This window comes from Flaviaestuariibacter amylovorans (assembly GCF_039541815.1).
GTDB classification, from domain to species: domain Bacteria; phylum Bacteroidota; class Bacteroidia; order Chitinophagales; family Chitinophagaceae; genus Flavisolibacter; species Flavisolibacter amylovorans.
Genome location: NZ_BAABGY010000009.1, coordinates 271,620 through 292,199, shown reverse-complemented (window position 1 = coordinate 292,199; position 20,580 = coordinate 271,620). Strand labels below are relative to the sequence as shown.

General features: G+C 60.3%; 16 protein-coding genes. 4 read left to right on the top strand and 12 right to left on the bottom strand.

The window, feature by feature from the left end:
- Positions 1 to 23: 23 nt before the first annotated feature.
- The 6 genes from mraY to mraZ form a co-directional block, all read right to left on the bottom strand.
- The gene (gene mraY / locus ABD937_RS16610; RefSeq protein ID WP_345256908.1) at positions 24 to 1,295 is read right to left on the bottom strand and encodes a phospho-N-acetylmuramoyl-pentapeptide-transferase; all 1,272 of its coding nucleotides are present in this window, start codon (positions 1,293 to 1,295) and stop codon (positions 24 to 26) included.
- A gap of 160 nt (positions 1,296 to 1,455) precedes the next feature.
- Positions 1,456 to 2,922 (bottom strand): UDP-N-acetylmuramoyl-L-alanyl-D-glutamate--2,6-diaminopimelate ligase, encoded by a 1,467-nt coding sequence (locus ABD937_RS16605; RefSeq protein WP_345256907.1) that lies wholly within the window; start codon positions 2,920 to 2,922, stop codon positions 1,456 to 1,458.
- Positions 2,922 to 5,066 carry a penicillin-binding protein gene (locus ABD937_RS16600; RefSeq protein ID WP_345256906.1) on the bottom strand — a complete coding sequence of 715 codons (2,145 nt, stop codon included), beginning with the start codon at positions 5,064 to 5,066 and terminating at the stop codon, positions 2,922 to 2,924. Before ABD937_RS16600 ends, ABD937_RS16605 begins: the two co-directional genes overlap by 1 nt.
- Positions 5,067 to 5,148: 82 nt before the next feature.
- Positions 5,149 to 5,484 carry an FtsL-like putative cell division protein gene (locus ABD937_RS16595; protein ID WP_345256905.1) on the bottom strand — a complete coding sequence of 112 codons (336 nt, stop codon included), beginning with the start codon at positions 5,482 to 5,484 and terminating at the stop codon, positions 5,149 to 5,151.
- Positions 5,485 to 5,569: 85 nt separating this feature from the next.
- Positions 5,570 to 6,451 (bottom strand): 16S rRNA (cytosine(1402)-N(4))-methyltransferase RsmH, encoded by an 882-nt coding sequence (rsmH, locus tag ABD937_RS16590; RefSeq protein ID WP_345256904.1) that lies wholly within the window; start codon positions 6,449 to 6,451, stop codon positions 5,570 to 5,572.
- 139 nt (positions 6,452 to 6,590) lie between these two features.
- Positions 6,591 to 7,064: a division/cell wall cluster transcriptional repressor MraZ gene (gene mraZ, locus ABD937_RS16585; protein ID WP_345256903.1), complete on the bottom strand. Its 474-nt coding sequence runs from the start codon at positions 7,062 to 7,064 to the stop codon at positions 6,591 to 6,593.
- Between the two features lie 215 nt (positions 7,065 to 7,279).
- On the opposite strand from mraZ, the gene ABD937_RS16580 reads away from it, so the two are divergent.
- Positions 7,280 to 8,482, top strand: coding sequence for an S-adenosylmethionine:tRNA ribosyltransferase-isomerase (locus ABD937_RS16580; protein WP_345256902.1), 1,203 nt, complete (start codon positions 7,280 to 7,282; stop codon positions 8,480 to 8,482).
- Between the two features lie 105 nt (positions 8,483 to 8,587).
- Here the strand turns inward: ABD937_RS16580 and ABD937_RS16575 are convergent, their stop codons facing one another.
- On the bottom strand, positions 8,588 to 9,922 hold the full coding sequence (locus tag ABD937_RS16575) for a sensor histidine kinase (RefSeq protein ID WP_345256901.1): 1,335 nt from the start codon (positions 9,920 to 9,922) through the stop codon (positions 8,588 to 8,590).
- Between the two features lie 128 nt (positions 9,923 to 10,050).
- Here ABD937_RS16575 and ABD937_RS16570 point away from each other — a divergent pair, with 128 nt between their 5' ends.
- On the top strand, positions 10,051 to 10,602 hold the full coding sequence (locus ABD937_RS16570) for a YqgE/AlgH family protein (protein WP_345256900.1): 552 nt from the start codon (positions 10,051 to 10,053) through the stop codon (positions 10,600 to 10,602).
- Positions 10,603 to 10,817: 215 nt separating this feature from the next.
- Here ABD937_RS16570 and atpC read toward each other — a convergent pair whose 3' ends face one another.
- The 4 genes from atpC to ABD937_RS16550 all read right to left on the bottom strand — a co-directional run bounded on the left by atpC (position 10,818) and on the right by ABD937_RS16550 (position 14,798).
- The gene (gene atpC, locus ABD937_RS16565; RefSeq protein ID WP_345256899.1) at positions 10,818 to 11,075 is read right to left on the bottom strand and encodes an ATP synthase F1 subunit epsilon; all 258 of its coding nucleotides are present in this window, start codon (positions 11,073 to 11,075) and stop codon (positions 10,818 to 10,820) included.
- A gap of 92 nt (positions 11,076 to 11,167) precedes the next feature.
- The gene (gene atpD, locus ABD937_RS16560) at positions 11,168 to 12,667 is read right to left on the bottom strand and encodes a F0F1 ATP synthase subunit beta (RefSeq protein ID WP_345256898.1); all 1,500 of its coding nucleotides are present in this window, start codon (positions 12,665 to 12,667) and stop codon (positions 11,168 to 11,170) included.
- Between the two features lie 392 nt (positions 12,668 to 13,059).
- Positions 13,060 to 13,977 carry a UV DNA damage repair endonuclease UvsE gene (gene uvsE, locus ABD937_RS16555; RefSeq protein ID WP_345256897.1) on the bottom strand — a complete coding sequence of 306 codons (918 nt, stop codon included), beginning with the start codon at positions 13,975 to 13,977 and terminating at the stop codon, positions 13,060 to 13,062.
- A gap of 329 nt (positions 13,978 to 14,306) precedes the next feature.
- Complete coding sequence (locus tag ABD937_RS16550; protein WP_345256896.1) at positions 14,307 to 14,798, bottom strand: DUF4385 domain-containing protein; 492 nt, start codon at positions 14,796 to 14,798, stop codon at positions 14,307 to 14,309.
- A gap of 215 nt (positions 14,799 to 15,013) precedes the next feature.
- Between ABD937_RS16550 and ABD937_RS16545 the strand changes: the two genes are divergently transcribed.
- Positions 15,014 to 16,693, top strand: coding sequence for a L,D-transpeptidase family protein (locus ABD937_RS16545; protein ID WP_345256895.1), 1,680 nt, complete (start codon positions 15,014 to 15,016; stop codon positions 16,691 to 16,693).
- 442 nt (positions 16,694 to 17,135) lie between these two features.
- Positions 17,136 to 18,311, top strand: coding sequence for a hypothetical protein (locus ABD937_RS16540; protein WP_345256894.1), 1,176 nt, complete (start codon positions 17,136 to 17,138; stop codon positions 18,309 to 18,311).
- Between the two features lie 150 nt (positions 18,312 to 18,461).
- Here the strand turns inward: ABD937_RS16540 and ABD937_RS16535 are convergent, their stop codons facing one another.
- Positions 18,462 to 20,462, bottom strand: coding sequence for a YVTN family beta-propeller repeat protein (locus ABD937_RS16535; RefSeq protein WP_345256892.1), 2,001 nt, complete (start codon positions 20,460 to 20,462; stop codon positions 18,462 to 18,464).
- Between the last annotated feature and the right edge of the window lie 118 nt (positions 20,463 to 20,580).

The following is a 20,580-nucleotide window of genomic DNA, read 5'->3' as shown; positions in this document are numbered from 1 at the left end:
CCTTCTGAACCCCTCTGAACCTTCTAACGTAGCTTAAGGGTGACGATCGAGAACACGACGCAGAGCAGCGTCACGATCCAGAAGCGCGTCACGATCTTGACCTCGTGGTAGCCCTTTTTCTGGTAGTGGTGGTGCAGCGGGCTCATGAGGAAGATGCGCCGGCCTTCGCCGTATTTCCGTTTCGTGTATTTGAAGTAGCCTACCTGCAGCATCACGCTCAGGTTCTCCACCAGGAACACGCCGCAGAAGATCGGGATCAGCAGCTCCTTGTGCACGATGATGGCGAGGGCCGCGATGAGGCCGCCCAGCGTGAGGGAGCCCGTGTCGCCCATGAACACCTGCGCCGGGAACGAGTTGTACCAGAGGAAGCCCACGCAGGCCCCGATCATGGCCCCGATGAAGATCGCCAGCTCGCCCAGGTTGGGGATATACATGATGTTGAGGTAGTCGGCCACCAGCAGCGAGCTCGACGCGTAGGCGAAGACGCCGAGCGCGAGCGAGATGATGGCCGAGGTGCCCGCCGCCAGCCCGTCGAGGCCGTCGGTGAGGTTGGCGCCGTTGGAAACGGCCGTGACGATCAGGATCACGATGGCGATGTACAGCACCCAGGCATATTCGCGCAGTCCGCGCGGAAGCAGGCGACCGTAGTTGAACTCGTGGCCCTTCACGAAGGGGATGGTGGTGATCACTTCCTTCGCATCCACGTACACCCGGTCTTTGCCGTTGATCTGCGTCTGGTGATGCCCTGGCGGCGGGTTGCTGCCCTGGTACTCGCGCCAGGTCTTCACCGAGCCGTTGAACCAGAGCGTGGCGCCCACCGTGATGCCGAGCGCTACCTGTCCGAAGATCTTGAACCAGCCCGCGAGGCCGTCCTTGTCGCTTTTCTTATAGGCGCCGCCCTGTGCCTGCGCCATCTTCTTGGCGCGCAGCTTCAGGTAGTCGTCGATAAAGCCGATGACGCCGAGCCAGATGGTGGAGAAGATCATGAGGCGCACATACACCTTCTCGAGGTTGGCGAACACCAGCGTCGGGATGAGGATGGCGAGGATGATGATGATGCCGCCCATGGTGGGGGTGCCCTTCTTCAGGTTCTCGCCCGCCAGGCCCAGCTCGCGCACGCTCTCGCCGATCTGCTTCTTCTGCAGGTAGCGGATGAGCGTCTTGCCGTATACCGTCGTGATGAACAGCGACAGCAGCACGGCCAGCATCACGCGGGTAGTGGTGCCCAGGAAGGCGCCGCTGCCGGGAATATGCGTCCCGTTCGACTCGAGCCAGTGTACGAGGTGATAGAGCATGTTGGCTTTTTTGGTGAATGGTGAATGGTCAATGGTGAATGTCTTCACTTCGACCCCGCTCCCATTCTCTAGTTCCTGTCTTTAATTCCTGTTACGTTTATGTTTCCCGGCTCCCGGTCCGTGGCGAAAGGCTATTGACCATTCACCATTGACCATTCACCTACTTATCCAATTGTTCGAACATATCGCGAAGCACTTCCTTGTCGTCGAAGTGGTGCTTTACGCCCGCGATGTCCTGGTATTTCTCATGACCCTTTCCGGCAATGAGGAGAATATCGTCGGGGCCGGCGAGGCTCACGGCCGTCTTGATGGCTTGTCCGCGGTCCGCAATGGTGATGGCCTTCCGCTTTGCTGCCGTGTTGAGGCCGGCTTCCATGTCGGCGAGGATCGCGTTCGGGTCCTCGGTGCGGGGGTTGTCGGAGGTGAGGATGACGCGGTCGCTCCCGTTGCAGGCCACTTCGGCCATCACGGGGCGCTTCGTCTTGTCGCGGTCGCCGCCGCAGCCCACCACCGTAATCACCTGCTCGTGGCCCTTGCGCAGCTTCTTGATCGTGCTCAGCACGTTCTCGAGCGCATCGGGCGTATGGGCATAGTCTACAATGCCGAGCACGCGTCCCTTGGCCGACACGATATAGTCGAAGCGGCCTTCGGCACCCGTACTATTACTGAGTACCTGCAGCACCTCCTGCTTCTCCTCGCCCAGCAGCACTGCCGCGCCGTATACAGCCAGCAGGTTGTAGGCGTTGAACTCGCCGATGAGGCGGAAGTGCACTTCCTGCTCGTTCACCGTCATCACGAGTCCCGTGAGCGCGTTCTCGAGGATCTTGCCCTTGAAGTCGGCCACGGTCTTGAGGCTGTAGGCATATTTCGTGGCCGACGTGTTCTGCAGCATCACGGCGCCGCGCTTGTCGTCGGCATTGGTGATGGCAAAGGCGTCGGCCGTAAGGCCATCGAAGAAGGCTTTCTTGGCCTTGATGTATTCGTCGAAGGTCTTGTGGTAGTCGAGGTGATCGTGGGTGATGTTGCTGAAGAGCGCGCCCGTGAAGTGCAGGCCGGCGATGCGACGCTGGTGCACCGCGTGCGAGCTCACTTCCATAAAGACGTGCGTGCAGCCCGCGGCCACCATCTGCGCCAGCAGCGCGTTGAGGCTTACGGCATCGGGCGTGGTGTGCGTGGAGGGGATCACTTCGCCGGCGATCATGTTTTCCACGGTGCTCACGAGGCCGCAGGTGTACCCGAGCTTCGTGAACAGCTTGTAGAGCAGGGTGGCGATGGTGGTCTTGCCATTGGTGCCCGTAACCCCCACAAGCTTTACGCGGTCGGACGGCTGCCCGTAAAAGTTGTGGGCGATGAGGCCCACTGCCTCGGCGCTGTCTTCGACCTGTACGTAGGTAACGCCTTCCTTCAGCTCGGAAGGCAGCGTTTCGCATACGATGACGGCAGCACCCAGTTCCAGGGACTTCGCGATGAAGGCATGCCCGTCGGAGGCAGAGCCCTTCACGGCCACGAAGAGGGAGCCTTGCTGCACTTTTCGCGAGTCGATCTGCACGTCGGCCACCAACGCGTTGGAGTCGCCGTTGACCGCCCGCAGGCGCACCTTGTATAATATGTCGGTTAATGCTTTCACTAGTTGAGCAGGAGGTTGATGGTTACATTCTTGGTGATCGGCGTGCCCGGCGCGAGGTCCTGCATCAGCACCTTGCCGCGGCCTTTGGCCACCACTTTCACGTTCAGGTTCTCAAGCACGTAGAGGGCATCCCGGAGCGTCATGTGGCGCACGTCGGGAATCGATTTCTTCGGAACGGATACCGGTTTCGCAATAGCACCGTTGAAGGAGGCGTCGAAGCGGCCCCAGTCGTCGACCTTGGCCGAGTCGCGGACGCGGAAGCCGAAAGAGGAGAAGATGTCCTTGATGCCCGGGGCATAGCCGGCATAGAGGTAACGGGCAGAGTCGGCAGGCAGCGGCATCACGCCGTTGCGCTTCTGCTGCACGTTCATGGCAAAAAGCTTGGCGGCCACTTCCTTGAACACCGGTGCGGCGAGCTGCCCGCCGAAGTGCTTGGCGGCGTGCGGCTGCGTCTTCACGACTACGATGCAGGAATACTCCGGCGCATCGGCGGGGAAGTAGCCTACGAAGGAGGCCTGGTACACCCCATCGGAGTAGCGGATATTGCCGCCTGCCACGTGGGCCGTACCGGTTTTGCCGGCAACGGTAAACGGAAAGTCTTTGAACACTTCTTTGGCAGTGCCTTCGGTCACCACGGCCTCCATGCAGGAGCGGGCGGCCTTCACTACTTCTGGCTTGCAGATCTGCTCGTCGAGCACCTTCGGCTCGAAGGTGCGCACCGTGCTGCCGTTGGCGCGGATGGCGCTCACGAGGTAGGGCTTCATCATCTTGCCGCCGTTGGCCACGGCGTTATACAGCATCAGCGTCTGCAGCGGACTTACCTCGATGGCGTAGCCGAAGCTCATGGTGAGCATCGCGTGCAGCCCTTCCTTGTTGCGCTTCCACTTCGGGATCATCGGCTTTTCCTCGCCTACAAGGCCTACGCCGGCGGGGCGGTCGAGGCGGTAGCGGTGGAGGTAGCCCTTGAACTTGTCGGGGTCTTCGCCGAAGGCCTTCAGCGCGAGCTTGGCCATGCCTACGTTGGAGGAGTGGGCGAAGGCTTCGCGCACCGTAAGCACGGGTTTCGGCGAACGCTCGGCGTCGTTGATGTTGCGTACGGCCACGTACTGCGATCCGGCGGTGCCCACTTCCACGTGGTCGTTGACCGACACGGCGCCGGCGTCGAGCACGGCGAGCAGGGTGGCGAGCTTGACGGTGGAGCCGGGCTCGGTGGTATGGAGGGCGTAGTTAAGATCCTCGTCGTAGCGGAAGCCGGCCCGTGCCGGGTCGGGGCGGCGGCCCAGGTTGGCGATGGCCTTCACCTTGCCGGTCTTCGTTTCCATCACGATGCAGGTACCGTGCTGCGCACCGCTCTCGGTGAGCATCTTCATGAGCGCGTTCTCGGCTACGTCCTGGATGTTGACGTCGAGGGTGGTGATGATGTCCTTTCCGTTCTCGGGGTCGATCTCGTAGCCCTCTACCGGCACATAGGCGCCGTGCGAGATGAAGCGCACAAGGCGCTTGCCGGTGCTGCCGCGGAGCAGCGAGTCGTAGGTGCGCTCGAGGCCCACGTTCTGGGCGTTCTCGCGGGCGAGGCCGATGGTGCGGCGCGCGAGCAGCCCGAAGGGGTTGAGGCGGCGCGTGTTGGTCTCTACGATAACGCCACTTTTGTTGCGGCCGAGGCGTACGAGCGGGAAGGAGCGAAAGGCTTTGTATTCCTCGAAGGAGAGGTTCTTGCGGAGCGCATAGTAGCGGTTGCCCTGGTTGTAGGCGCGGCGCAGTTCCTTTTTGTATTCAACGGCGGATTTCTCCTTGCCGGAGGAGTCGCGGGCGCCGAAGTAGGTCGACATCGCAAAGGCGAAGGAGTCGAGGTTCTCTTTGAAGCGCTTGCCGTTCTTGTCGCGCAGGCCTTCGGCACCGAAGTCGATATAGACGTCGAAATAGGGGATCGACGTGCTCAGCATCTGGCCGTCCTCGCTGTAGATGGTGCCGCGCTCGGCGTCGAGCTCCACGTATTTCTGGTGGAGCGAGTCGGACAGGGCGCGCCAGTGCGGCCCCTCTACCCGCTGGATATAGAAGACGCGGCCCATCACCACGAGGCTCAGCACCACGATGCAGATGAAGCTCAGGTAAACGCGCCACAGTATGTCTTTCTTAATATCCACGTGTTCTTTTAGTGTGTTGCTTTTCTTTGATCCGAATTCAAAAGTCAAAAGTCAAAATGCCTGTACTACGCTTTTTGAATTTTTACTTTTTACTTTCCTCCGCCAGTACTACAGGGGCCGTGTTCATCTCCTGCAGCCCCAGCGGCGCTACGGCTTTCACGAGCTCGCTTTGCTTGCTCTGGAACAGCACCTGGCCTTTCACGGTCTTGTACTCGTACTCCAGCTCCTTCAGCTCGCGCGCCGTGCGGGCGATGTCGCGGTTCAGCTTGTCGGCGAGGTGGCCATTGTAGATATACACTACCGCCAGCGCTGCCAGGAACAGGAAGAACGGCATCTGCTTCACCACGCTCGCGTAGTTCAGCATCCGCTTCCACCGGAAGCGCACCTCGATCTCCTTCTTGTTCTGTACTTGTTCCAAGTATTTTGTTTATTGGTCTATTTGTTTATTAGTCTATTAGTATCCTGCTCTCTACCAACCCTCCTGAACCCTTCTGAACCTGTCGCTAAAGCTTCTCTGCCACTCTCAGTTTTGCACTCCTAGATCTCGGATTCCGTTTTTGTTCCTCCGCCGTGGCTTCGATCGGCTTTTTGTTCACGAGGCGCAGCGGGTTGTCGCGCTTTCGTGATTCGAAGGGATGCTCCTCTTCGGCCTCGAACGTGCCGTTGCGGAAGAACACCTTCACCAGCCGGTCTTCCAGCGAGTGGAAGGTGATGATCGCCGCGCGGCCTCCGGGAGCCAGCACCGCCGGGACCGCTTCCAGCAGCTCCTTCAGCGCGCCCATCTCGTCGTTGACTTCGATGCGCAGTGCCTGGAACACCTGGGCGAAGTACTTATTGGGGTTGCCCTTGACCACGGAGCTCACCGCGTTGCGGAAGGCCAGTGTCGTGTCCATCGCCGTCGTCTTCCGTACTTCTACGATGGTGCGGGCCAGCGTTTTCGAATTCGTGACCTCGCCGTACTGCTCCAGCAGCTTGTGCAGCTCGCCCTCGCTGTAGGTCTGGAGGATGTCGGCCGCCGTTTTGCCCTGGCGCTGGTCCATGCGCATGTCCAGCTTTGCCTCGAAGCGGGTCGAGAAGCCGCGGCCGGCCTCGTCGAACTGGTGGGAGCTCACGCCGAGGTCGGCGAGGAGGCCATCCACCACGGGGGCGCCGTGGAGCTGCAGGAAGCGCTTCAGGTGGCGGAAGTTGTGCGGCACGAAGGTGACGCGCGGGTCGTCGGGTACGTTGCGGGCCGCGTCGGCGTCCTGGTCGAACACCAGCAGGCGGCCTTTCGGGCCAAGCGCTTTCAGGATGTGGCTACTGTGGCCGCCGCCCCCGAAGGTGCAATCGACGTAGGTGCCTTCCGGCCGGATGGCCAGCCCTTCGAGCACCTCGCTGAGGAGCACGGGGATGTGGTATCCGGCGTTGGGAACAACATCGGCAATCGGCAATCCGGAATCGGCAATGGCGCCCTGCTGATTTGAAGGGCGCGCTTCGTTTTCGGGACGATCGGTTTCCCGATTCCCGATTGCCGATTCCCGTTTTTTACCCATTGATCCCTCCCGGCTTTACCGGCGCCATCACCGTAGCGGCGAGGGCGCTGAATTCCTTGGCGGATACGGAGTCAAAGAACTTCTGGTATTCGGTCTGCTCCCAGATCTCGATCTTGTTGACGGCGGCCACGAGCACGATGTCTTTGCCCAGGCCGGCATATTCCTTCAGGTTGTTGGGCACCAGGATGCGGCCGGCCGTATCGGGCTCGACCTCGATGGCGCCATTGAGGAAAAAGCGGCGGAACTCGCGCACCTTGGGATCGAAATCGTTGAGGGTGGCGATCTGGTCGAAGAGCGGCTGCCAGCTCTGTACGGGGTACAGCGTCAGGCACTTCTCGAAACCCCGGTTTATGACAAATCGCGTAGCTTCGCCTTCCGGCAGCTGACGCTTGAAGCCCGCCGGCAACAGGAATCGACCCTTGGCGTCAAGGGTCGCTTCATATTCACCGAGAAAGCTGATTGCCATAGATTGAGTTAGAGATTGACACAAAATAACACTTTTTACCACTTTTGCCTGGCAAAGGATCGGTCGTTAATTTTTCCACAGCGACGGAGTGCCCATTAAGCCCGATTTCACTCCGTTCCACGCCCCCGGAGTGCGCTTAGCCGCCACCGGTACGTGAATAGGCCGTGGATAACCGATGTGAAAATGTGGATAACCATCTGAAACCCGCCACCCGCATGGAAGATCTCCTGATCGAACAATACGATTATCCCCTCCCCGACCACCGCATCGCCGCTCAGCCCCTCTCCCGCCGCGACGCGTCGCGCCTCCTGGTATACCGCAACGGCGCGATCACGGACAGCCGCTTTACCGAACTCCCCCACTTTTTGACACCGGGGGGCCGGATCTTCCTGAACGACACGCGCGTTATCGAGGCGCGTCTTTTTTTCCAGAAGGAAACCGGCGGCATCATCGAGCTTTTTTGCCTCGAGCCTTACGAGCCCGCCGAAATGACAGCGGCGCTCGGAGCCGAAGGACGCGTGCGCTGGCGCTGCCTCGTGGGCGGCGCCTCCAAGTGGAAGCACGGACTGGTTTTGGAAAAGCCGCTCACCGTAGGCGGCGTGGAAGTGCGGCTTCAGGCGCTCTTTATCAGCAAGGAGCCGGAAGACTTTATCATTGAGCTGCGCTGGAACAGCTCCCATCATTTTGCCGAGATCCTGCACGTAGCGGGCAATATCCCCCTGCCGCCCTACATCAAGCGCGCGGCCGCGGAAACCGATGCCGAGCGCTACCAGACCATCTTCGCCCGGCAAGAAGGCTCAGTGGCAGCGCCTACGGCGGCCCTGCACTTTTCGCCCGAAGTGATGGAAGGATTGGCAGCCCGGGAAATCCGCCCCCGCTACATCACCCTCAATGTAGGTGCCGGCACCTTCAAGCCGGTAAAGGCGGATACGATCTCCGGCCACGTGATGCACGGCGAGCACTTTACCGTGACGCGCGCCGCGCTGCAGGACCTGCGCCGCGAAGGCCCGCTCGTGGCCGTGGGCACCACCACGCTGCGAACGCTCGAAAGCCTGTATTGGCTCGGCGTCAAGAATGCAGGCCGCACCGGCTTCGACGGGAACCTCGATCAGTGGGAGGCCTACGACCTCGACGGGGACCGCTCCTACGCGGAGGCCCTCTCGGTGCTGGAAGCCCGCCTCGACGCCACGGGCGCTTCCGAGCTGCACTGCCGCACGAGCCTGCTCATCCGCCCGGGCTACCGCTTCCGCTCGGCCGATGCGCTCGTCACCAACTTTCACCAGCCGCGCTCCACCCTGCTCTTCCTCGTGGCCGCCTTTATCGGCCCCGGGTGGGAAAAAGTGTACCGCCATGCCCTCGACAACGACTATCGCTTCCTAAGCTATGGGGACAGCAGCTTGCTCTTCCGTGAAGGGTGAGCGAGTGAGCAGGTGAGCCGTGAATGCGAAAAGGCAGCCTATTAGCTGCCTTTTCGCATTCACGTAATATTTCTGTACTGCTGGCAGGGCCTGCCGCTCACCTGCTCACGCTTTCTCCTTATCATGCAGCGGAAGCTCGATGGTAAAGACGCTTCCCTTGCCCAGGGTGCTCTCGGGGCGGATCTGGCCATGGTGGGCGTCGATGACGCTCTTCACGTAGGAGAGGCCGAGGCCGAAGCCTTTTACATTGTGGATATTGCCGGTGTGCGCCCGGTAGAAACGCTCGAAAATGCGCTTCAGCGTTTCCCGGTTCATGCCGATGCCGTTGTCTTCGATGCGGAGGAAGAAGCGCTTCTCGTCGGAATGCGTAGAGAGGCAGATCTTGGGCGGCACATTCTCCTTACCGTATTTGACGGCATTGTCCATCAGGTTGTTCACGAGGTTGGAGAAGTGCACCTCGTCGGCATGGATGAGGGCATTGCCGGCGCCCAGCTTCAGCTCGAGGGTACCACCCTTTTCCTGGAGGCGGAGCATGAAGTTGTCTGCCACGTCCTGGATGATCTGGTGGGCGTCGAGCTCCTTCCGGTTGAGCTGGATCTCCTGGCGCTCGAGCAGGGCGGCTTTCAGGATGGTTTCCACCTGCCGGTTCATCCGCTGGTTTTCTTCCTTGATGATCTCGCTGAAGTACGAGAGCTTCTTCGGGTCCGACTGCACCTTCTCGTTGCGGAGCGCGTCCACCGCCAGCGAGATGGTGGCGATCGGCGTCTTGAACTCGTGCGTCATGTTATTGATGAAGTCGTTCTTGATCTCGGAGAGCTTCTTCTGCCGGTAAATGGTGCTGACCGTCAGGAAAAAGGCCGTCAGGATGATGAGGGTAAAAATCACCGCGATCGCGATCTTCGGCCGTACGCCTACATTCACCAGCTCATCTACCCTGGGAATGACGAGGATGAGCAGCTCGTCGTGCACGAGGCTTTCCATGGCCGAGGCCGAAGGCGCCACGATCGGGCGTACATAGCGGTAATAGTTGGCCGTATCGGAGTTCCATTCGTTGAAATTGTTGGAGCGCCGCTCTACCCAGAAACCGTTTCCGATGCGGGCGATGCCGAATTCGAAGGGCACCTTCTCCATTTTCTGGGCGATGAACTGGAGGCGGATCTTCTCGTAGAGCTCCTGGGCGGTAAAGCGTTGGGCGATCGCGTAGTTCTGCGGCATCTCAAACGCATTCTCGAGCGGGAAGGGCCGCACGCTCGTGGGCTGCTGCGAGCCTTTGATGGCACCGAGCTCATCGGCCACGCGGCTGGTGATGTCCTGCACATTATGCTTGATCTGCTCCTCCTGTACCAGCATGATGTTCTTGACCCAGGAGATCTGGATCCAGATGATGCCGACCACAGACAACGTGATGAGAATGAATATGGCGAGGAAAATTCGTTTCACTTCCTGAAAAATGCGGAAAAAGATCCGGTGCGGCAAAAATAGGTCCCGGGGCCGGCACTCATGGCATCAATTTGTTAGCAACACAGGTTTAACGTATCCTGTTTGACCCTTAACCTGTACATTTAACCATGGTAGCGCCTGCCCCCGGAACCCTCCTGATCGCCGATCCCTTTCTCAAGGACCCCAACTTCATGCGCACCGTGGTGCTGCTCACCGAGCACCGCGCCGATGGCGCCATCGGCTTCGTGATCAACCGGCAATATGAGAACACGCTCGACGAGCTGCTTCCCGAGATCGAGGGGCACAAGCTGCCGGTGTATTATGGCGGTCCCGTCCAGATGAATACCGTGCACTTCCTCCACCGCTACCCGGAGCAGATCACGGGTGGCATCGAGGTGATGAAGGGGGTATACTGGGGCGGCGACTTCGACGCCGTGGTGGCACTCATCAACAGCGGCACCGCCGACCCGGAGATGATCCGCTTCTTTATCGGCTACTCGGGCTGGAGCGAGGGACAGCTTCAGGCGGAGCTCGACGAGAAGACCTGGCTCACCGTGGACGCCACGCGCAAGCTCGTCTTCCACGAAAACGCGGAAGAGATCTGGAAGGACGCCCTGAAGCACCTTGGCGGCGAGTACGAGATGATGATCAATTTCCCGATCGACCCGCAGCTGAATTAGGGTGAGCGGGTGAGCGGGTGAGCGGGTGAGCGAGTCAGCAAGTGAGCGCCTTCTTAAGATACTTGTGCATCAGACACCGATCCAAATAAAAACAACGAGCGGAGGCCTGAGGCCTCCGCTCGTTGTTTACTGCTGCGCGCTCACTCGTTCACCCGCTCACTCGCTCACGAAAAAGGCCGCTCCTTACGAAGCGGCCTCTCCAATAGTCTGATCCATTACTCCACCGCGGTGGCGCCCTCAACGAGCACGGTCACCTTGTTGTTCAGCACTTCCACGAAGCCGCCCTGGATGTCATAGCTGTCGCTATGATTCTGGCGGTCGCGGAGCACCTTCACACGGCCGGCCTTCAGCGCGCTCACGAGGGGCGCGTGCTTGTCGAGCACCTCGAAGGAGCCGCTGATGCCCGGCATCTGCACGCCGTACACTTCACCGGAGAAGAGCTTGCGCTCGGGAGTCAATATTTCAAGTGTCATAATAATCGAATGGGGTTATGGGATAATTGGATAATGGGGTAATGCTTGCGAGCAACAGGATTACCCCATCACCCCATTACCCCATCAGCACATTAACCTTGTGCCTGTGCAACGAGCTTCTTACCTTTCTCGATGGCGTCGTCGATGGTACCTACGAGGTTGAAGGCAGCCTCGGGCAGGTCGTCCACTTCACCGTCCATGATCATGTTGAAGCCGCGGATCGTTTCCTCGATGGGAACGAGCACGCCTTTCAGACCCGTGAAGGCCTCGGCCACGTGGAAGGGCTGCGACAGGAAGCGCTGCACCTTACGGGCGCGGGATACCGTCAGCTTGTCTTCGTCGGAAAGTTCGTCCAGACCGAGGATCGCGATGATGTCCTGCAGCTCCTTGTAGCGCTGGAGGATGAGCTTCACGCGGTTGGCGGTGTCGTAGTGCAGGTCGCCTACTACCGACGGCATCAGGATACGCGAGGTCGAGTCCAGGGGGTCTACCGCGGGGTAGATACCGAGGTCGGCGATCTTACGCGACAGTACCGTGGTGGCGTCGAGGTGGGCGAAGGTAGTAGCCGGAGCGGGGTCGGTAAGGTCATCCGCAGGTACGTATACGGCCTGTACGGAGGTGATCGAACCGTTCTTGGTAGAGGTGATGCGCTCCTGCATGAGTCCCATCTCCGTGGCCAGCGTGGGCTGGTAACCTACGGCGGAGGGCATACGACCGAGGAGGGCCGATACTTCGGAACCTGCCTGGGTGAAGCGGAAGATGTTGTCGACGAAGAAGAGGATGTCGCGGCCTTTACCGGTGCCGTCGCCGTCGCGGAAGTACTCGGCGATGGTGAGGCCGGAGAGGGCTACGCGGGCGCGGGCACCCGGGGGCTCGTTCATCTGGCCGAACACGAAGGTCGCCTTCGAATCGGCAAGCTCGGCGGCGTTTACCTTGCTGAGGTCCCAGCCACCTTCTTCCATGGAGTGCTTGAAGGCTTCGCCGTATTTCATGATACCGGCTTCGATCATTTCGCGCATGAGGTCGTTGCCCTCGCGGGTACGCTCACCCACGCCTGCGAATACGGAAAGGCCGGAGTATGCTTTTGCGATGTTGTTGATGAGCTCCTGGATCAGTACGGTCTTACCTACACCGGCACCACCGAAGAGACCGATCTTACCACCCTTTGCGTAGGGCTCGATGAGGTCGATTACCTTGATACCCGTGAAGAGGATCTCGGAAGCGGTCGACAGGTTTTCGAATTTGGGGGGCTTGGCGTGGATGGCGCGGCCGTTGACCTTGGGCACCGGGGGCAGACCGTCGATGGGGTCGCCGGTCACGTTGAACAGGCGGCCTTTCACGGCGTCGGTAGCCGGCATCATGATCGGACCGCCGGTATCGATTACGGCGAGACCGCGGGTGAGGCCTTCGGTACCGTCCATGGCGATCGTGCGCACGCTGTCCTCACCGAGGTGCGTCTGCACTTCGAGCACGAGCTTGTCGCCGTTCTCTTTCTGTATTTCCAATGCGTTGTAGATCTCGGGGAGGCTGCCTTCGAACTGAACGTCCACGACGGCGCCGATGATTTGTTTTACCTTACCGACTTTGGCCATAAAAAGCGTTTAAATAGCGTTTTTTGGGGTGATGGGAAGGCTGCAAGCAGGGCCCCTCCCGTTTTCAGGCGGCAAAGGTAGTAGAATATCGCCAAGCGAACAAGGAAAAAGCCCCCTGTCCCCTCAAGGGGGCACTTAGGTCGATCCGACTTCACGATCACGGTCTTTTCAGACAGCACTTTGGGGCGCATGGCCTGCCGGCGGCCTACTTTTTCACACCATTCGTTTACCTCACCCGCCGGATACTTGGGTTAGGTTTGACCTTCCGCATTCCAGGCCAGGAGCGGTAAAGAAGGCATTAGTAATTGGTATTGACAATCGAAATCCGCGACAAGGCATTTGCCCTGGATAGCTACGCTCAGGTTCCGGAGAAGTACCGCAACCAGAAGAAATCACCGGACCAAGTGCCCCCTTGGGGGGACAGGGGGCGTCCCGAACTGCTGGTAATACCGCTGCAGGGCGCCCTCCTTCATCTTGGCCTCGAGCACGATGTCGACCTCCTTGCCATAGGTATTGATGGGCTCGTAGATGTAGTCGGCATGGGCTTCCTTGGGGGCTTTCGGGTCCTCGTACTCGCGGCGGGAGCTCGAATAATGGAATACCGGGCGCACATCCCAGGTGTCGTAGGCCAGGTGAAAGGCCTCCTCCTCGCCGAGGCCGCCCGGGTGCAGCCGGTGGTGGAAATAATCGAACACGATCGGGATGCCGATGAGCCCGTGGAGGTAGCGCAGGTCGGCCACCGTGTACAGCCCGGGCTTGTCGTCGTTTTCCACCGTCAGGCGCTGCTGCAGGTTGGGCGAGAGCCGGGCGAAGTTTTCTGCAAAGCGGCGCATGCTCTCCTGCTTGTCGCCGTAGGCGCCGCCCACATGGATGTTGATCTTGTTCCAGTGCGAGGGCGTGAGCCCCATCAGGTCGAAGAGCCGGGAATGGATCTCGAGGTCCTTGATCGTGTTCTCGAGTGTGGCGCCCGTGCCGGCCATCTTGTTGAACGGCCCGGGATGGGTGCTCACGCGGATCGGCAGCTTGCCGCATTCCTCGAGGGTGCGTTTGATGATCGGGAAGTCGGGCATGTCTTCGAGCGGGTACTCCGAGGCCCAGGGAAAGAGCTCCGAGGTGATGCGGAATACGCCGATGCCGTTGCGGAGGTTCCATTGCAGGATGCGGAAGAGCGCCTGCACGTTCTGCAGGGCCAGCTGCGACGCATAGACCACCCCCTTCTCCTGAAAGGTGCGCTTGATCATCCCCTTGTTGGTGGTGACCCCCTCTTCCGCCAGCTGCATGTTGATGCAGGCATAACCCAGGTTCATCATGTGGTAAGAGGCTCGAAAATCAGGCCATTCGTTTATTAGTCTATTTGTCTATTTGTTTATTAGTAAGGGGTCGTCCTTCGGCAAGCTTAGGATGACAAGAGCGGGTCGTCATTGCGGGCGCAGCGACGTAATTTCCTGCGTTACGCGGAGTACTCGCCAACAGCAGCAGTACCCGACAGCGGCATATTGCTTCGTCGCAGGCTTGCCTCCGGCAGCCTGCCCCAGCAATGACGGGTAGTAACAGGCATCCGCCCCGCCGCATCTCTGAATCTGAGATCCCCCTGGCGTGCGTCAGCCTAAATCTGAAATCTGAGATCTGAGATCTGAGATCACTCGCTCACCTTCCTCTTATGTTCCGCTACCGCCGCCACGTACGCCGGGTCGGCAGCGGCTTCCTTCCAGGCGTCCCAGAAGATGGCTGCGCTTTCGGCCTTTACCGGGTCGGGATCGAGGGGCAGCTGCGGGCGGCCATGGGCGCCGCTCTGGCCCTTTTTATCGGCCGGCACGGCGCCCTTGTATTTCTGCCCCGAAGCGTGGTTGGCATAGCGGCGGCTTCGCGTATAGCCCATCTGCAGGAACTTGCGGGCCATATCCATCCCCACGAAGTCGGCCGCATCGCGGTAAGCATAGAAGAGCGCGAGCAGCTTCGCCGCGGAAGCCCTTGCCACCTCGGGCGTGCGGAAGCGCCAGTGCGGCAGGAGCTCGCTCTTGTACGGCTCTACCAGCAGCACGCCCTGCTCGCCCTTGCCCATGCGGTACAGCTCCGGGTGTTTCCGGAAGTCGGTCTTTTTGAAATCAAGCGAATAATCAAAGCCCTTCATAACGGCTACCACGACAAACGGCGAACCAATTGACGAAGCTGCAGACGGGTGCAAGGCGCTTGTTCGTCGGCAGCCGCCCCTTCAAAATCGCTCAAAACCGTCCCAAACCGCTGAAAACCCCGTTCCGGTTCCCCATTTTTTGCCAATAAAAACCCAAAGCACCGCGCCCCGTCTATCTCTGCACTACGGGCACAGGTTTTGTAAAATTCTGGGGTATGAAGAAGCTACTCCTCTACACCACCCTCATCGGTACGCTGTTCGCGGCTGCCTGCAACTCAAGCGCCGGCGCCGACGAAGCCGAGGACAGCGGCAACGAAGATGCCGCGCGCACGAGCAAGAAGATCTCCCGGCGCGACGTCAGCATCACCCGCGAAAACGCCTACACCGACCTGTTCCTCGACAGCAACGCCGTCGTGCAGTACATCGCGGAGAACAAAGTATCGGATTCCGTCGCGCGCCGGATCACTTCCTTTTACAATGCCCGCAACTACCAGTTTGCGTGGTTCGCCACCGACGGCCTCACCGAGCAGGCGCGCGGCTTCTGGAACCTGCTCGATTATACCGTTGAGCACCGCGGCGACACCACGCTCCGCGACAAGGCCCTCCTGAAGCGGATGAACGCCCTCACCAGCGAGGAAAAGCTGCGCTTCGCGGCCGGCGACAAGAACGCCCTGCAGACCGAGCTCAAGCTCACCGACCATTTCATCCGCTACATGACGCAGTACTACGCCGACGGCCAGGTGAAGCGCAAGGAGATGGAGCGCTTCGTGCCGCGGAAAAAAGAGGAGGCACTCTACCTCGCCGACTCGCTGCTCAATAAGAAGCACAAGGACAATAAATATTACGAGGATGTGAATACGGCCTATGCCGCGCTCAAGAAGGAGCTCGCGCGCTACACCGACATCGTGAAAAAAGGCGGCTGGCCCACCGTGAGCGGCCCGCTCAAAGGCCTGAAGCCCGGCGACTCCACCGCCGTGGTAAAAGTGCTGAAGCAACGCCTCGCCCTCTCCGGCGACATGGCACCCGGCGACACCACCGCGCTCTTCAACGACGCACTGCTGGCCGGCATCCGCAATTTCCAGGAGCGCATGGGCTACACCCCTACCGATCAGCTCACCGAGCAACAACTCAAGGACCTCAACGTGCCCGCTACCGTGCGCCTGCAGCAGCTCCTCATGAACATGGAGCGCATGCGCTGGATGCCGGTGGCCGAGGAGTCGGGCAACCTGATCGTGGCCAACATCCCCGAGTTCGTGCTCCACGTATACGAGGGTAAGCAGAAGGCCTTCGACATGAATATCGTAGTGGGCAAGGAAGGCTCAAGCACCATGATGTTCAACGGCGACCTCAACCAGGTGGTGTTCAGCCCCTACTGGAACGTGCCGCCTTCCATCGTACGCGACGAGATCCTGCCGAAGCTGGCCTCCAACCCGGGGTACCTCGATGGGCAGAACATGGAGCAGGTGGGCAACGACGAAGGCGGCCTGCCGCGGATCCGCCAGCGCCCGGGCCCCGACAACTCGCTGGGCCGTGTGAAGTTCCTGTTCCCGAACTCGTTCAACATCTACTTCCACGACACCAACGCGAAGAGCCTGTTCTCCAAGGACAAGCGCGCCTACAGCCACGGCTGCATCCGCCTCGAGGAGCCCGAGAAGATGGCCCAGTACCTGCTGCGCAACGACCCGTCGTGGACGCCCGACCGCATTGAAGAGGCCATGAATTCCGGCACCGAGAAATACGTGCGCCTGAAGAAGCCTGTGCCCGTGGTAATCACTTACTACACCGCCTGGGTAGACGAGCGCGGCCGCCTCAACTTCCGCGACGACATCTACGGCCACGACCGCGACCTCGCCGGGAAGATGTTCGCCGGCAACGCGCAGACCGCGAAGCGTTAATGTGCTAATGAGTTAATTAGTTAATGTGCTAAAGGGCCCCTGCTTCCGCGGGGGCTCTTGCTTTTTAAGCTGTGCCCAACGCGCTTGTCTCCACCCATCGGTTGAAAAACCCCGAAGCAGCATCGCACCGGAGAAAGCGCCGCCGGCTGTGTGCGGCCTCCGCGCATGTCCCGCCCCGGCGGGACGCTTTGCCTTACGACCGGTAGGATGCTGCCCGAAAAAAATGAACACCCCCAAAGTAAGAACACTACGTAGCGTCCTTCGCCCTCTTGGCGCTCCTGATCACTCCGCGCCTTGGCGTTACCGAGTAGGGCCACTTCACCCCTCCAATGCCATGATTCTAGAGTACAGACACCGTCCACTCCTACCAACACCGGCCAATTGTCCGCCGCCTGATCAGCACATTAGCACATTAACTCATTAGCACATTACTTTTGCCGCCATGAGCCAACTGCAGCTGCTGGAGGTGACCACACCCGCCCTCGCACAGGATTTCCTGATGGCGAACGTAGCGGTGAACAAGGAAAACCCGAATTATATCCGCCCCCTCGACAAGGACGTCGACGACGTGTTCGACCCGAAAAAGAACAAGACGTATCGATTCGGCGAGGCGGCGCGCTGGGTGCTGAAAGGCCCGGACGGAAAGCTGCTGGGCCGCATTGCGGCGTTCACCAATAAAAAGTACAAGAACAAGGGCGACGAGGTGCCCGTGGGCGGCATGGGCTTCTTCGACTGCATCAACGACCAGCAGGCCGCCGACATGCTGCTCGACGTGGCGAAGCACTGGCTGTTGCAGCGCGGCATGGAAGCCATGGACGGGCCCATCAACTTCGGCGAGCGCGACCGCTGGTGGGGCGTGGAGGTGGAGGGCTTCGCCCCGCCGCTCTACGGCATGAACTTCAACCTGCCCTACTACAAGGACCTGCTCGAGCAATACGGCTTCCGCCCCTTCTATAACCAGGTTTGCTTCGGCATGCACCTCAAAGTGCCCCTTACGCAAAAGATCCACGAGCGCGCCCGCCCCTACCAGGAAGATCCTGCTTTCAGCGCGCGGCACATCGAAAAGAGCAAGCTCGAAAAATACGCCGTCGACTTTACGACGGTCTACAACGCGGCTTGGGCCGGCCACGGCGGGCTCAAGGAACTGAAGAAGGAACAGGTGCTACTGATGTTCAAAAAGATGAAACCGGTGATGGACGAGCGCATCATCTGGTTCGTGTACCACCACGACAAGCCCGCGGCCATCTTTGTAAACCTGCCCGACCTGAACCAGTGGTTCCGCCACCTGCACGGCAAGTTCGGGCTCCTGCAGAAGCTCAAGTTCCTGTGGGTGAAAGCAACGAAGAAGTGTACGAAAGCCACCGGTCTCGTGTTCGGCATCATCCCGGAGTTCCAGGGCAAGGGTCTCGACGCCTACCTCATCGCGGAAACCGGCAAGGTGATCCAGCACATCGAATACCTAGAATACGAGATGCAGTGGATCGGCGACTTCAATCCCAAAATGATCAACGTGGCGAAGAACATCGCCGACAACACCTTCGTGAGCCGCAAGCTCACCACTTACCGTTACCTGTTTGACCGCACCAAAGAATTTAAGCCGCACCCGGTGCTGGCATAACGGAAAAAGCGCCCTTCACGGGCGCTTTTTCTATTTGGGATTTTTGATTTCAGATTGCTTCAAGTGGAGGCTTCTTTACAGTAACGCAGCAAGCCGCTCGGGAATCATTAAATCTGAAATCAGAAATCTGAAATCGAAAAACTCCTCCCATTAGCGCTTGACGACCGTCTTCACAAACCGGGCACGCGTGCGCACCTGCTGTATTTCTACGATATAGGTGCCGGCCGGAAGACCCGCAAGGCCAATGGCGGTATTATCCGTGATGCGCTGCCGCGGACGCAGCTCGGCGCCTGCCGTGTTCAGCACCCGCAGGTCGAAGGGACCGGTGAGGCCGCCGGTGCGCAGGTAGAGCAGGTCGCCGGCCGGAATGGGGCCGAGGCTCAGGTTGCGCTCGAGCACCGGGTCGTTGATGCCCGTCACCACGAAGTTGATGGCGTTGGAGAAAAGGCTCGGGCAGGGGTTGCTGTTGACGCGCACCGAGTATACACCGGAGGACGTCGGGGTAAATGTCTGCGTACCGATAAAGGGGATCTGCGTGTTATCAACGAACCAGGTGTTGCCGGTGGTGGCCGACGAAACGAGCGTAGCGCCCTGCCGGGTCAGCGTGGGGGCGGCGGGGCGGTCGTTGACGCGGATCGTAAAGCTTTGCGCGGGCCCGTTACATCCGTTGGCCTGCGGCGTTACGCTGATGGTGGACACGAGGTCGGCGCTGCCGCTGTTGACCGCGGTAAAGACAATGTCGCCCGTGCCGCTCGCAGCGAGGCCGGTGCCGGTCTCCGAATTGGTCCAGGCGAAGGTGCTCCCGGGCAGTGTGCCGTTGAAGGCTACCGCCACGGCATCGTCGGGGCATACGCTGCTGTTGCCCGGTGCGGCCATCCGCGGCGTCGGGTTGACGGTGATGGTGAAGGTGCGCGGCGTGCCGTTGCAGGGCTGCAGGGGCGTGAATACGAAGGTGCCCAGCGATACGGGCATGGCGCCCACGGTTACGTTCGCAGCCACCTGGTCGTTGGCGGTCAGCACCGTGGCCAGCGAGCCGCTGTTCTCGAGGGTTACGAACAGGCGGCTGCCGTCGGGGCTGATCGAGATCCCCGCGGGGCTGGAGTTGCCCGGCAGCGCAATAAAGCGATCGACCGTGTTGTTGCCGGAGTTGACGACGGCAATGTTGGCCGAGTTGAAATTCGTGACGTACACGCGCGCGCCGTCGGCACTGATCGCGATCCCGAAGGGCATCATCCCGACACCGATACGCGTCAGCACCGAATTCGTAGTTGCGTCGATCACGGTCAATTCGTCGGTAGCGAGGTTGCTCACGTATACCCGCTGCCCGTTGGGTGAAACGGCCAGCACTTCGGGAGCGCCGCCGATGTTGGCCACCGTGGTCAGCACCGATCCGTCGGCCGTATTGATCACCGACACCGAGTTGGAGCCGCTGTTGCACACGTAGAGCCGGCTGCCGTCGGGCGATACGGCGAGGCCCACGGGCTCCTGGCCTACGTAGATCGTGTCTACCGGCTGCAACGTGATGGTGTTGATGACGGAGATGGAATGATCGTCGCGGTTGGCCACATACAGCACCTGGCCGTTGGGCGTCAGCGCCATCCCGTACGGCGCGTCTACGGCATCCACCGTGGCGATGACGGTGTTGGAATAGGTGGAGATCACGGATACGTTATCGGAGGCCGAGTTGGCGATGTATACGCGCATACCGTCGGGCGCGGCCTGCACGCTCAGCGGCTCGTCGCCCACCGCGATGCTGGTCACTACCGTGTTGGTGGCGGTGTTGTAGACCGATACGTTGTCGTTGCCCTTGTTGGGCACATACGCATACGGGTTCGGCGCATAGGCACCGCTCTGCGGCGTTACGGTGAGCGTGGCGGTGAGCGGGCTGTTGGTGGTATTCACCGTGGCGAAGGGAGCGACGTTGCCGCTACCGCTTGCCGGGAGGCCGATGGCAGGGGTGCTGTTGGTCCAGGTAAAACCGGTGCCGGTGCCGGCAAACTGGTAGCCGGTGGCGGTGGCGCCGGCGCAGACGGCCTGGCTCGGCGGCTGGGCCACGGTAGCCGGGCATCCCTGGGCGATGGCGGAGGAGGCGAGTGCGGTGCCGGCAAGCAGCAGGAGTGTGCTGCGGCGGAAAGTGTAGAAAGGGGTCATCGGTGTTGCTAGGTTTCGTGATAAAACGGGTTCAGCGGCCAGGGCCTTCCGGCTGGTGCCACGAGGCCTTCGCAATATTCTCTCCCCAAGGCGCCGCCACAAAGCCCTGCTGCCATGA

Coding starts and splice junctions, on each gene's coding strand:
- mraY (WP_345256908.1), bottom strand. CDS start 1,295: ATGCTCTATCACCTCGTACACTGGCTCGAGTCGAACGGGACGCATATT.
- mraZ (WP_345256903.1), bottom strand. CDS start 7,064: ATGGCAATCAGCTTTCTCGGTGAATATGAAGCGACCCTTGACGCCAAG.
- ABD937_RS16580 (WP_345256902.1), top strand. CDS start 7,280: ATGGAAGATCTCCTGATCGAACAATACGATTATCCCCTCCCCGACCAC.
- ABD937_RS16570 (WP_345256900.1), top strand. CDS start 10,051: ATGGTAGCGCCTGCCCCCGGAACCCTCCTGATCGCCGATCCCTTTCTC.
- atpC (WP_345256899.1), bottom strand. CDS start 11,075: ATGACACTTGAAATATTGACTCCCGAGCGCAAGCTCTTCTCCGGTGAA.
- atpD (WP_345256898.1), bottom strand. CDS start 12,667: ATGGCCAAAGTCGGTAAGGTAAAACAAATCATCGGCGCCGTCGTGGAC.
- uvsE (WP_345256897.1), bottom strand. CDS start 13,977: ATGATGAACCTGGGTTATGCCTGCATCAACATGCAGCTGGCGGAAGAG.
- ABD937_RS16550 (WP_345256896.1), bottom strand. CDS start 14,798: ATGAAGGGCTTTGATTATTCGCTTGATTTCAAAAAGACCGACTTCCGG.
- ABD937_RS16545 (WP_345256895.1), top strand. CDS start 15,014: ATGAAGAAGCTACTCCTCTACACCACCCTCATCGGTACGCTGTTCGCG.
- ABD937_RS16540 (WP_345256894.1), top strand. CDS start 17,136: ATGAGCCAACTGCAGCTGCTGGAGGTGACCACACCCGCCCTCGCACAG.
- ABD937_RS16535 (WP_345256892.1), bottom strand. CDS start 20,462: ATGACCCCTTTCTACACTTTCCGCCGCAGCACACTCCTGCTGCTTGCC.